14 protein-coding genes, 1 tRNA gene and 1 pseudogene are annotated in these 11,925 nt (G+C 54.3%); 9 read left to right on the top strand and 7 right to left on the bottom strand.

The features are described 5' to 3' along the window. Positions 1-119: 119 nt before the first annotated feature. Entirely contained in the window at positions 120-629 is a 510-nt protein-coding gene (ldtR, locus tag ATO67_RS05600) for a transcriptional regulator LdtR (protein WP_173645921.1), read from the bottom strand. Between the two features lie 232 nt (positions 630-861). Beyond that, positions 862-1,299 (bottom strand): DUF6163 family protein, encoded by a 438-nt coding sequence (locus ATO67_RS05595; protein WP_067645642.1) that lies wholly within the window; start codon positions 1,297-1,299, stop codon positions 862-864. 147 nt (positions 1,300-1,446) lie between these two features. Here ATO67_RS05595 and hemB point away from each other — a divergent pair, with 147 nt between their 5' ends. The 4 genes from hemB (at position 1,447) to ATO67_RS05575 (ending at position 4,521) form a co-directional block, all read left to right on the top strand. Beyond that, the gene (gene hemB / locus ATO67_RS05590) at positions 1,447-2,460 is read left to right on the top strand and encodes a porphobilinogen synthase (protein ID WP_067645442.1); all 1,014 of its coding nucleotides are present in this window, start codon (positions 1,447-1,449) and stop codon (positions 2,458-2,460) included. A gap of 65 nt (positions 2,461-2,525) precedes the next feature. Then, positions 2,526-2,984, top strand: a complete 459-nt coding sequence (locus ATO67_RS05585) for an RDD family protein (protein ID WP_067645440.1) — start codon at positions 2,526-2,528, stop codon at positions 2,982-2,984. Between the two features lie 125 nt (positions 2,985-3,109). After that, positions 3,110-3,889 carry an arginyltransferase gene (locus ATO67_RS05580; protein ID WP_067645438.1) on the top strand — a complete coding sequence of 260 codons (780 nt, stop codon included), beginning with the start codon at positions 3,110-3,112 and terminating at the stop codon, positions 3,887-3,889. A 44-nt stretch (positions 3,890-3,933) separates the two neighbouring features. Further along, entirely contained in the window at positions 3,934-4,521 is a 588-nt protein-coding gene (locus ATO67_RS05575; RefSeq protein WP_067645641.1) for a DUF922 domain-containing Zn-dependent protease, read from the top strand. Between the two features lie 10 nt (positions 4,522-4,531). Here the strand turns inward: ATO67_RS05575 and ATO67_RS05570 are convergent, their stop codons facing one another. Next, positions 4,532-5,134 carry a J domain-containing protein gene (locus ATO67_RS05570; RefSeq protein WP_067645436.1) on the bottom strand — a complete coding sequence of 201 codons (603 nt, stop codon included), beginning with the start codon at positions 5,132-5,134 and terminating at the stop codon, positions 4,532-4,534. A gap of 347 nt (positions 5,135-5,481) precedes the next feature. On the opposite strand from ATO67_RS05570, the gene ATO67_RS05565 reads away from it, so the two are divergent. From ATO67_RS05565 to ATO67_RS23700, 3 genes are all read left to right on the top strand, one after another. Next, on the top strand, positions 5,482-5,835 hold the full coding sequence (locus tag ATO67_RS05565) for a nuclear transport factor 2 family protein (RefSeq protein ID WP_067645434.1): 354 nt from the start codon (positions 5,482-5,484) through the stop codon (positions 5,833-5,835). A gap of 98 nt (positions 5,836-5,933) precedes the next feature. Further along, positions 5,934-6,009, top strand: a tRNA-Thr gene (locus ATO67_RS05560). An 87-nt stretch (positions 6,010-6,096) separates the two neighbouring features. Continuing rightward, the gene (locus tag ATO67_RS23700) at positions 6,097-6,228 is read left to right on the top strand and encodes a hypothetical protein (protein WP_280940007.1); all 132 of its coding nucleotides are present in this window, start codon (positions 6,097-6,099) and stop codon (positions 6,226-6,228) included. Between the two features lie 326 nt (positions 6,229-6,554). Here the strand turns inward: ATO67_RS23700 and ATO67_RS05555 are convergent, their stop codons facing one another. The 3 genes and pseudogenes from ATO67_RS05555 to ATO67_RS23845 form a co-directional block, all read right to left on the bottom strand. Continuing rightward, the gene (locus ATO67_RS05555) at positions 6,555-6,914 is read right to left on the bottom strand and encodes a type II toxin-antitoxin system RelE/ParE family toxin (RefSeq protein ID WP_067645432.1); all 360 of its coding nucleotides are present in this window, start codon (positions 6,912-6,914) and stop codon (positions 6,555-6,557) included. Between the two features lie 2 nt (positions 6,915-6,916). Then, positions 6,917-7,168: a ribbon-helix-helix domain-containing protein gene (locus ATO67_RS05550; protein ID WP_067645430.1), complete on the bottom strand. Its 252-nt coding sequence runs from the start codon at positions 7,166-7,168 to the stop codon at positions 6,917-6,919. Positions 7,169-7,650: 482 nt separating this feature from the next. After that, a pseudogene (locus tag ATO67_RS23845) lies at positions 7,651-7,992 on the bottom strand (TfuA-like protein); the annotation flags it as partial. Between the two features lie 216 nt (positions 7,993-8,208). Between ATO67_RS23845 and ATO67_RS05540 the strand changes: the two are divergent. Beyond that, positions 8,209-10,167: a hypothetical protein gene (locus ATO67_RS05540; RefSeq protein ID WP_067645427.1), complete on the top strand. Its 1,959-nt coding sequence runs from the start codon at positions 8,209-8,211 to the stop codon at positions 10,165-10,167. 26 nt (positions 10,168-10,193) lie between these two features. Beyond that, a complete protein-coding gene (locus tag ATO67_RS05535) occupies positions 10,194-10,409 on the top strand; it encodes a hypothetical protein (protein ID WP_067645425.1) in 216 nt (71 codons plus the stop codon). A 382-nt stretch (positions 10,410-10,791) separates the two neighbouring features. On the opposite strand, the gene ATO67_RS05530 is transcribed toward ATO67_RS05535, so the two are convergent. Continuing rightward, on the bottom strand, positions 10,792-11,901 hold the full coding sequence (locus ATO67_RS05530) for an endonuclease/exonuclease/phosphatase family protein (RefSeq protein WP_067645423.1): 1,110 nt from the start codon (positions 11,899-11,901) through the stop codon (positions 10,792-10,794). Positions 11,902-11,925 lie beyond the last annotated feature (24 nt).

Genomic DNA, 11,925 nt, shown 5'->3' with positions numbered 1-11,925 from the left:
CCACTGCCGGGTAAGTAGCGCGCAACCCTACGCCACTGCGGAAATTCCTGTGCACTTTTACGCAATCATGCGCCAGTTAGAGCTTTCTAATTCGGAAGCAATATCAATGCTCTGATCGATTACAGGCGATAAGCGATGCTGTCGTTCCAGAAACGGTCCAGACGCTGGAGCATCTTGTTCATTTCGGCGAATTCGCCAGTGCCGATGCCGCCGACTTTTTCGATGGAGCCGATGTGGCGCTCGTAGAGGCCTGCAACGGTTTCTGCGATGTCCTGACCCTTTTCGGTCAGGCTGATGCGAACCGAGCGGCGGTCGATGCGGGAGCGCTGGTGGTTGATGAAGCCGAGGTCTACCAGCTTCTTGACGTTGTAGGAGACGTTGGAGCCGAGGTAGTAGCCACGCGAACGAAGTTCGCCAGCGGTTAGTTCTGAAGTGCCGATATTGAAAAGCAGGAGCGCCTGAACTGCGTTGACATCATCGCGACCCTGACGGTCAAACTCGTCCTTGATGACATCGAGAAGGCGGCGGTGGAGGCGCTCAACCAGGTGAAGCGATTCCATGTAGAGAGAGCGGATGGTTTCGTCCTGAGCGTCGGAAACGATGGCCTGTGGCTTTGCTTTGCTATTGATCATGACTGCCTCACTGTTTTGTTTGGCGGTGTTTGTTTGTTTCCCGCCTTGAGACCAAATCTAAGCAATGCGCATAAAATTCTACTTAAAATGCACGATTAATGAAAGGTTACTTGCATGATCGGCTTTTGATGAAGCTTGTATCAAATACAAAACCCTCCATATCATCACCATATATTTCAATAACTTACGTCGAAAAAATAAGAAAAATCGGGCCTGAAGTGCTTTAATTTTATGGTAAATCAATTCTTGAGCGCTCGTCGTTTTGGCGGGAATCTAGCCAGAAAGCGACCTGAAATAGTATATAAACAGTTGATACGATGCCGTGCATAACCGGTACCACGGTGTTGTGTCCGTAAATATCCGGCCACACCCTGTACATCGCAATCTGGGTTCCGGCACCGATGACCCACATCACCGCCCCCCAGGACACGCCAAGCCACAAGCCAAGAGCTGCAACGGGGAAAACAACCGCCAAACTGGTGCCCGCCACGCGCCACTGCATATTGAGCATATCGAAGCGCGCCTGCCCGTTTAGCGAATAGCCGGTCAACATCGCCCAATATTGCAGGCTGAACCAGAAGCACGACAGCGCCACCAGCCTCAGGAAAATGAGGTAGAGAATTTCGCTCAGCGGCATTTTCGGATGTGGTAGAGAATCAGGTTCCATGGCGGCAAGATACTGACCTGTTGCGGAAGCGACTAGCGGATATTGCTCTGCCCCACAACGACTGTCAAAAACCCGCAACGATCTGCCGCATTCGCATGTGCTTTTCCTTGTGTTATGTGCAGGGCGTATTTGGAAAGGCAGATAACGATGAACGACAAGACACATCTCGTGGACCACATTACCGGCCACCGTCGCATGCGCCGGAACCGCAAGGCGGATTGGACGCGCCGGCTGGTGCGTGAAAACCTGCTGACGGTGGATGATTTCATCTGGCCTGTGTTCATCGTACCGGGAACGAATATTATCGAGCCCATTCCATCCATGCCCGGCGTCAATCGTATGAGTGTGGACAGGGCGGTTGAAGCCATCAAGGAAGCCGCCGATCTCGGCATTCCCGCCATTACCACCTTTCCCAATATCGAACTTGATATGCGTGACGAAACCGGCTCTCAGGTTCTGGAAGCCAATAATCTTATCAATCAGGCAACGGCAGCCATCAAGAAGGCCGTGCCGAACATCGGCATCATTACAGATGTCGCTCTGGACCCATTCACCAGCCATGGGCATGACGGCATTTTGCGGGGCGATGAAATCATCAATGACGAAACGGTGGATCAGGTGGTCAAGGCTGCCATCATGCAGGCCGATGCAGGTTCTGATATCATTTCGCCGTCTGAAATGATGGATGGCCGCATTGGTGCCATTCGCCGGGGGCTGGATGCCAGCGGCCACCAGAATGTCGGCATCATGTCCTATGCGACAAAATTCTCCTCAGGCTATTACGGCCCGTACCGCGATGCGATCTGCACCAGTGGCCTGCTGAAGGGGGACAAGAACAGCTATTACATCAGCCCGGCCAACGGCACGGAAGCGCTGCGCGATGCGGCGCTGGATGTGGAAGAAGGCGCCGATATGTTGATGGTCAAGCCAGGCCTGCCCTATCTCGACATCTGTTGGCGTTTGAAGGAAGCGTTCGGTCTGCCGACCTTCGCCTATCAGGTTTCCGGCGAATATACGCAGATAAAGGCCGCCGCCCTCAACGGCTGGATTGACGGCGAACGGGTGATGATGGAAACGCTTCTGTGCTTCAAACGCGCCGGTTGCGACGGCATTTTGACCTACTTCGCGATCGAGGCCGCAAAAAAACTCGCCAAGGGTTGAATGGGTAGATCATTGCATTGCACGGTTTCGACACCATATGATTTTGCGAACAGGAGAAACCGTCGATGAGCCTCGACCCGAACACGACTTACGTCCCGACCGAAGACTGGCGCGCCTATAGCGGCGTACTGAGCCGTCGCGTCTTTGCTTTCATCATCGATTACATGATCGTGCTGCTGCTGTGCATTCCGGCTGCGGTCATCATCTTCTTTCTCGGCGTGCTGACGCTCGGCTTGGGCTTCGTGCTGTTCCCGGCCATGTTCTTCATCGTCGCAATTCTCTACTTCGGCATGACGCTGGGCAGTTCGGCGCAGGCGACACCGGGCATGCGCGCCGCAGGCATCGCCATGGCGCGGACAAACGGACAGCGAATCGATTTCGTGCTATCCACCGTGCACATCGCGCTGTTCTGGATCATCAATTCGATTTTGACACCGTTCATCCTGCTCGCAGGACTGTTTACGGAACGCTCGCGTCTGCTTCACGACTTTCTCTTGGGAACGGTTATCGTTAGAACGACCTAAATACTTAAAAGCCGTCTCTGGCGGCTTCAATTCGACGTGCGTCCCACATCAGCCAGTTGACGTTTTTTGTCTTTTTGCCATTCTGGCAGGAAGGGTTGACTGGCGAAGGGAGCGATCAGGGTTCGATGAACACGCAGGCGACGCCTTCTCCGCAATTTTACCTGACCGCCCCGGCGACGTGTCCGTACCTGCCCGGCCAGCTGGAGCGAAAGGTTTTTACGCACCTCGTTGGTCCACGAGCGACGGAAATGAACGACCTCCTCACGCAGGGTGGTTTTCGACGCTCACAGAACATCGCCTACCGCCCAGCCTGCGAGACATGCCGCGCCTGCGTATCCGTGCGCATTCTGGCGAACCAGTTTACGCCGACGAAATCCATGCGGCGCGTCATGAGCATCAACAGCGATCTGGTGGCAACCGTCCATCAGTCCGAGCCATCCACCGAGCAGTTTTCCCTTTTCCGCCGTTATCTGGACCGCCGCCACCAGTCCGGCGGCATGTCGGATATGTCGGCGCTCGACTATGCGGTAATGATCGAGGACACCCATGTCAGCACCCGAATCATCGAATATCGCAAGCGCGAACCAGGTGCAGGCATAGACGCCAGCAAACGGGGGGAGCTGATTGCCGTTGCACTGACGGATACGATGAGCGACGGCCTGTCCATGGTCTATTCGTTCTTCAATCCGGAATATGAAAAGCGATCGCTTGGCACCTTTCTCATTCTCGATCACGTTGCCCGCACCCGCACGCTTGGGCTGCCACATGTCTATCTCGGTTATTGGGTGAACGGTTCTGACAAGATGGGCTATAAGGTCAGGTACCATCCGCAAGAGCATCTCACCCCGCGCGGTTGGGAACTCTACCAGCCCGAGGCATCTGAGCCTGTGCAGGCGGAGACATGAAATGATCACAAGCAGGAAAACGCGTGCCTAAACTTCTTACAAGCATCCTCTTCACCGGCACTGTTCTTGCTCTTTCGACACCGATCGCCAACGCGCAGACCGGTGGCTGGAAACCCAGCGAGCAGATCAAGACCTACGCCATCAGCGGCAACACCGGCTTTGGACTGTACCAGTCCGTCGGCGAGCGTGGCCCGCAGGCGGGCGTCCAGGCCGTTGCCCACACAACGTTCAAGCTGACTTGGCGGCGTGATTACCGCCCTCAGCCGGATGGCGCCTGCGTATTGGCCACAGCGCGACCCAACCTGACCATCATCTACACATGGCCCAAAGCACCGGCAAAGCTGCCGCCAGATGTTGCCGCCAGCTGGCAACGCTTCATCTCAGGCGTGGAAAAGCATGAGCGCGTCCATGGCGAGCATATTCTCGACATGGTGAAAAAGATCGAAGCTTACAGTATCGGCCTGCGGGCCGAGAACGATCCGAAATGCCAGAAGGTCCGCGTCGTCCTGCAACAGCGTTTAGGCGAACTTTCAAACGAACAGCGCCAGCGCGGTCGCGACTTTGATCGGGACGAATTGTCGAATGGCGGCGCTGTCCATCAACTCATCCTGGCGCTGGTGAACGGCCCTTGAGTCCCAACGACTACTCGGCCGCCTCGCCTTTCAGCACCGGCTCGGCCAGAATGGCAATCTCCAGCTCGTAGGAATACCCCTCAAGCATTGTATAGGCCTGCTCGATGACTTCGATCTGCGTCTCTGCATTGCGAATGGCATCGGCAATGGACTGGCTGCGAGCCCGCAGCATGGAGCCCAGCACATCTGTTTCGGGCTTGCGGCCAAGGCGATCCATATGTTTGCGCACGCGGGCGCGGTGGCGTTCCAGTTCCAGAATGTGAAAACGGCTTTTCAAGATATCGTCCGTCAGCTTGCGGCGCATGGCAGCAACAGGATCGAAGCTGCCGGGCTCACGCTCATCCAGAATAAACTCGTTGACCAGCGTTTCCAGCATCAGCAAACCCTTCAGGTCCTTGGCATCGGCCAGTTGCGGATCATAGCCGGTGTCGTCGAACACGCGGCGACGCACGGGGTCCTTCAACAGATCATAGGCCAATTGCAACTTGGCAAATTGCTCGGCATCGCCGCCGCTGTCAGGGTGGGCGCTCTTGGCCACCTTGCGGTAAGCGGATTTGACTGCCGCCTCATCCGCATTGCGTTCCACACCCAGCAAAACATAAGGATCGATCACCGAAACACCTGTACCCGCATTCTCGAAAACAGCTCTGCCCACAAATCAGAACAGTGGCCGCTAAGGGATCATACGAAATTTTGCGCGCGCAAGGCACCCCTCTGTCGCGGTTTTGAACGCAAAACGACAACGACGCCTCACCGTCTCCAACCGCAACCGGCCATCGCCCGCAAATTTGTCCAGCACATGGCAGGGACGAGACCGGTCGTTACAAATGTGTGGAGAACCATCCATTTCCAATTCTCCAAACGCTCCCCGACGCCGGGTTATAGGCTGGTTTCAAGGGGTTATGGTGTATTTCCGAAAAGCCGTGTACTTTAGAAACCACTTCTGGAGGGAGGAGTTCGATGTCCGAAACGATTGCCCAAACTGTCTCAGATTACGTGCAGGGAATGACCCATGCCGATGCCAGCCTTTTACGGGAGGTATTCGATCCTCGCGCGTTTATCGTGGGTAACTACGAAGGCGCAACCGAATGGCTGTCGCTCGAGGATTTCATCCACCAGATTCGCTCCGCCGATCAGGGCTTGCAGGAGCAGCAGCAGGAGTTTGAAATCCTGGGAATAGACAAAACCGGCGACACCGCCTCCGTCAAACTCACCACCCGCGTCGCCGGCCTGGGTTTTTCCGAATATCTCACCCTGCTGGAACGCGACAAAAACTGGACCATCGTCCACAAGCTCTATTACGTGCGAAGCTAAATCACAGCGCCCACCCAAAAATCACAAATTTTCGAGCCGCAGATCAAATTTCCACTTTACACCGGAAAAGAATCTGCTAATTCCACACGCACTGGATTGCCCTTGTAGCTCAGTTGGTAGAGCACCTGATTTGTAATCAGGGGGTCACGAGTTCGAACCTTGTCGGGGGCACCAGTATTTTCAAGGCTTTAGCTCTTGAAACCAGCCAAACATAGGCTATCATCACTCTCACACACGTCTCGCACAGTTTGAGAGGGTAAAATGACCTCACATTCCGTCCTTGGTGATAAGGTTCGCGTCTACCGCCGCGCCAACAGTTCGCTATGGCAATGCTCCACTTATCTCGAAGGTCGGGAGTGGTGCGTCAGCAGCAAAACCGACAGTCTGGCTTAGGCCACAGAATTTGCCGAGAACTATTATCTGGAGCTTCGCGGCAAGAGCCGCGCGGGCCAGCTTAAGTTCGAACGCACCTTTGCCGACGCCGCCAAACAGTTGACCGTGAAGGCAACCGGCGTTCCGCTTACATCCTGCGCCACACCTACATCTGCCTGTGGCTGCTGGAAGGTGCGGATATCTACCAGATCGCCAAAAACTGCCGTACGAGCGTGGAAATGATCGAAAAGCACTATGCCGTGCATCTCAAGAACATGCTGAATGCCAAGGCCATCAACGTGCGCAGGGTGAAGGCGGTGGCTGCCGAGGCGTAACCGCTTTCAGGGTCAGTTGGAAGGGCTGTCTTTGGCCTCAAGGGTGGCGAGGTCTTCCCTCAAGCGCACCGCCATATCCATGCGCTCGTGCTGGATGCTCATCACACCGAGATCGCCATTATCAAGCGCTCGGAAGAACAGGTAATGGTGCTCGTAGCGGCTGAAATAAGCCTCTCGCTTGATATCACGCGGCACCGCAAGGCCTTGGGGCAGACGTCGCCACAGAAGGCGGTTGTCACAGAGGCGCTGCAAATGTGCGTGTAGACCCCGCACATAGGTCTCGGCTTGCGCTTCGCACCATTGTCTAACGGTGTCATCCCAGATTTTATCCTGCGCCGCATCGGCAGGCGCATAAAACCGATAAGCGGGCATGATCAGCTGCGCTTGTTGCGACGAATCACATCATCTGCGGAGACCGCTACGAACTCGCTGCCATCTGCTCGCATGGCTGGAGCCAGTTCCCGTTGCAGGGCTTCCCATGCTTCGTCACGGGTTTGCAGGTCACGACGGATAAGGGCGCGGATGTATTCGCTGGCGTTCTCGTACAGCCCACCCTCGCTGATTTGCTGCTGGATGTGGTCTTGTAGCGCACCACTGACCTTAACGTGAATGCTACCTGACGGCATCTGCCCACCCTTTTATTATTTATGAGATTATGCGTAGCGTAGCATATATTGTCAATATTCATCACCACCTTGATCCGTGTGACGCATCTTGAAGATTCGCCGTCTGTATGTATCAATGCGTAACAGTGCACCTATGCATCGCCCAATGTGTACGCATTGTTCGAAAGTGGCGATGCTCTGCTCGGTTTTCTGACCAGCCGTGGGACGGACTGGAGAAAACGGCAATTGCGTCAGGGGACACCCCTGAACCCCGCCCGTGCCGGGGCAAGGTGAATGGCTATCTATCACCTGAATGTCAAAAACATCAGCCGGGGCGACGGGCGCTCTGTTGTCGCCGCCGCCGCATATCGCGCGGGTGAAGTTCTGCCTAGGATGCATTGATGGAAGGCGTGAACATTTTTCGCCTTCCCACAATTTTCTCAACGCGTTATCTCTTATGTTACCGAAATGGCTGGAAACGTGGCTTTCCAAAAATTAGTTGCCTAAAACTTCCAATTGAAACGAGGGACGAACCGTCGATCCTGTGTGCCGATAACGGCTTGGATCAGAAGCTGCGCATCTTGCAGCTTCTGATTTACAGTATTCGCGCGCAATGCCACCAGAATCTCGGATGCCCGCGTCCCGTCCGAAATGGACAACTGCACCAGTCGCTTATAGGTGCGATCCCTGAAGAAGATTGCCTTCGCAGCCGCTAATAGCCGGTCATGCTCATCAACCGTGATGGCGGAGAGTTGCAAGCATATCGAGATCGTCGCGTGTACATCGACGAAAGGTTCGCTGAGCGGAAGGAAACCAACCTCAACTGAGCCATGCGATAGCGGAACATCGGAATCGTCCTACAACAGACCGCTGTTCGCAAGCCGCCCATGCAATTCTCCTTTGAATGGGTAAACGCGGGTTCGGCCGATATCGAATGCATCATGCAAACGTCGAGAACCTATCGTAGTGTTTGCAATGCATAAGACGCTTCCAGTTGTCGAGAAAATCCCTATACACACAACAGCACTGATCGATATTAAATGCCACCTAGGCGGTTTTAAATGACGTTTTCCCTGCAAACATTTGGACAACTGCAGCTCTTGGGTCCGCAGAGTGAAGCCGTTCCATTTCCGGAGAAGGGTCTCTTAATCCTTGCCTATCTACTGACAGCACCTGAAGGTTCTGCTCATCGAGCGACATTGGCGCAGTTTTTGTGGGGCGATGTAAATAAAGAGGTTTCGCTCGTCAATTTGCGCTCAACCATCTCGAGGATCAAATCACGGCAGGATGAACTTGGTGCAGAGTTCCTTTCCTTCACGGGCAGCGCAATTTCTCTGGGCCAGACGACGGTGGCGTCCGATCTGCTGACGCTTCACAAGCAGGAATTAGAGGAACCCCTCATCTGGCTAGGGCGACTCGTTACGCTTTTCAATCGGACGTTTCTGGCTTCGATTAACTGCCAAAGTCGCGAGTTTGACGTATGGCTGATCCAGCGTAAAATTTATCATAGTGCTCTTCTCAAGGGGCTTTTAAAAGAAACCTCCCAGTCAGCAACGACACCTAAGGAAGAGGAGATCATAAAAAATGCTGCTATCCTCATCTTCCATACAGAACCGGAAAATCCAGATACACTCAAGTTCCTCGTGCAGATATTCAACGCGGAGGAAGAAGTTGAGTATTTTCGGAAATACCTTGAGCAACGGAAACAATCACTTTCCAGAGGCTTAGAATATCTAGGTGCTAATTCCGGTAGAGGTCCTGCGGAAACCGTCGCAAAAAAGGAAGGGTCTGAGCAGTTGTCCGCATGGGATAGCTCCATTCCTGAACCTCTCTCTCAATCCGAACAAACACTAAGAAGCGCCGTCCCTCGTCTCGCCTTGCTACCGCCTACGAACGTTCATCGTGATCCGGTGGTCGCCATGGTCGCATCCTCGTTGATCGAGGATATTACAATTGGGTTCTGCGCCCTCAATAGCCTTGAGATCATTGCTCCTCATACCGCGCTTCGGATCGGGAAAACATCGGAAAACAAGCCAGATGTTTTTGAACGCTATGACATCACCTATGTTTTGGACACCCGCCTGAGCGGCGTTGATAGTGACGATCTGTCCCTGTTCGTTCAGCTTACCTACGTAAACAACTCGGAGATTGTGTGGGCAGAGCGCTACAAGCTCGAAAGCCTGAACCTGATAGACAGACGCAGAGACCTCTTGCGGCAAATTACACTCTCCGTGGCAGGACGGATCGAAAGTCATCAGATCACTCGTCCCTATTTTGAGCGCAGTGCCGCTGCCTATCACCGCTATCTTATTGGCCGTCACTACCTCAATCGCCTCACACTTCAGAACCTGCGCCGTTCGCGGAAAGAACTGAAAGGCGCGTTACAGGAAGACGCTAATTTTGCGCCCGCTTTGAGCGCAATGGCACGAACCTATTCGAAAGAATGGCTTCTGACTGCCCGGGGAGATATGGATCTTCTGCAAACGGCAGCAGAATACGCCACGCGTGCGATCGAGGCGCGCCGCGACTTCGCCGATGGCTACCGTGAGCTAGGCGTCACAAAGCTTCTTATGGGGGAAATGGAAGAAAGCGCGCAGACTTTGGAAGTCGCGGAAACGCTTAGTCCCCACTATGCCGACATCATCGCTGACCATGCCGACACCCTAAATCATTTGTCGCGGCCTGATCTGGCGCTGCAAAAGCTTGAACGAGCGATGGAGCTTAATCCACTCGGTCCAGACTCCTATTTGTGGACCGCAGCAGGGGCGAGCTATAGCCTCGGGAAATTCAACGATGCACTCGGCTATATTGATAGAATGGTCGACGGCGATCTGGCGGACAGGCTCTCGGCAGCAAGCTGGGCGATGCTCGGAGACAAAAAGAAGTCGCGCTTCTTCGTGCGGCGGGCTCTTGAAGCAAATCCTCAATTCGATATCGATAAATGGCTAGCCATAGTTCCTTTTAAGGAACAATGGCAAAAAGATATTTACCGAGAAGGTCTAAAGAAGGCTGGATTCTAGTTCGTTCACAGGAAGGAAGTTATTGAATGGCAAAAGTTGTTATCATCGGTGTTGCCGGTGACGAAGGTCTTTGGGTTGTGGATATTGACGCGGGAACTGTCACTCCGCTACCGGACCCCACGGACGGAAATCTGAAAAACGTTGTTGATCTGCGGACCGTCGGAGCCTCGGTCATCAAGGGGATTGATGTGGCCATATCGGTAGAGTCCGCCGGTGATATCGCTGCCGGTCACATGGAATAATAATCGAGCTCTTGGTGAAGCGCTGAGGAATCGGCTCTTCACCCTTCGCTTCGTCTTGCAAGAGATCGCGTACTTCTGATCTTTCGTAGGCTGATCAGAGAAAAGCCAGCAAGACACCAGCGCCACCCTAGAGGACGCTCACTTTTTCGTGAATCGTGATGCTTTTCCGCTCTAGAACGCGCACACTCGCGCGCGCATTTTTTTACGCACACTCAAAATTCTTACGGAATTAATGCTTACCCGTCTATCTGATTTGTAATCAGGGGGGCACGAGTTAGGACCTTGTCGGAGGCACCCGTTTTCTTTTCCCGACCATAACGTAATTACATTGACCATGCGGTAAATGGCTTGAAAAAGCTTCCGCCTGTCGACATTCGGTATCTCACCTCAAATCCAGCGTCATCACCACCGGGCAATGATCAGAGGCTTTGGGTCTGTCCCATCCTGTCCGCGGATAACGCTCGACGTCCTGCCCTGGTGGAAAAATTGTGCGGTAGGGTTGACCGGCGCGGATGATTTCGGGCGTACGGTTTGCGTTGATCTTTGCCAGATGCGGCGAGAGCCAGATGTAGTCTAGCTGGCAGAGATGCTGTTCCTGCGGCCCGCGTGAGTGGTAGAGCGTCCAGCGGTCCATGACGTCGCGGCGCAGCATCGAATTGACGGCGAAACCGTCCTTGCTGAGAATGTCGAGCGCACTGCGTTCCTCTTTCATCGGCGTGAAGCTGTAGCCGGTGCGACGGTTGCCGGAGATAGCGACGCGCTCCTGATAATCGTTCATATCGCCGCATATAGCGAAATTCACGGACCGGGCGTTGTCTCGTCCGAAACGTTTTTCGATGATGCTGCGCACGGCGCGGACCTCCGCCTCGCGCACGGGCATGGTGGAAAGCCGGGCGTCACCTGCCTCTCGGGCATTGCTCATGGATTTCATATGCGTGACGTACAGGGTGAACGGCTTGCCGCCGATGCGAAGGTCCAGCTCCAGACAGTCGCGTTTGAATATCTTGTCGTCGATGCGGTTGGTCAGCGCCAGTTCCGGCGTGAACAGATCAAGCTCGCGATAGGTGAGCGTCGCATGGCTTTTGATATCGACAAGCTCGATTTTTTCGCCATCCAGCGTTTCCTCGCGCAGGATGACTGCAACATCGATGCCACGGCTGTCATTGCCTTCCACCAGATATTTCTGGCGATAACCATTGCCCACCATGCGGTAGAGATAGCCATATTCAAAAGCCTGAAGGGCGGCCATGTTATCGACCTCCTGCAGGCATAAAATATCGGCGTCAGCATCGGCAATGGCCAATGCGGAAAGCTGGCGGGTATCATCGGTCGATGCCAGCATGCGCGCACTTTCCAGCGCCTGATAGGTCGCCTCATCGCGCACATCGAAAAGCTGCATGGCTCGGTCGCGCCGCGTGTGGTTGCGAAAGCCGGTGTAATCGAAACGCGTCATCAGGTTTTCGATGTTGAACGTGGCAAGCCGCAGCGACATGGTTCATTCCCAATTGATTGCGGG

The sequence above is a fragment of the Agrobacterium bohemicum genome (genome assembly GCF_001562555.1).
GTDB lineage: Bacteria > Pseudomonadota > Alphaproteobacteria > Rhizobiales > Rhizobiaceae > Agrobacterium > Agrobacterium bohemicum.
Note: the sequence above shows the minus strand (reverse complement) of the source record. Positions and strands in the feature narration are given on the sequence as shown.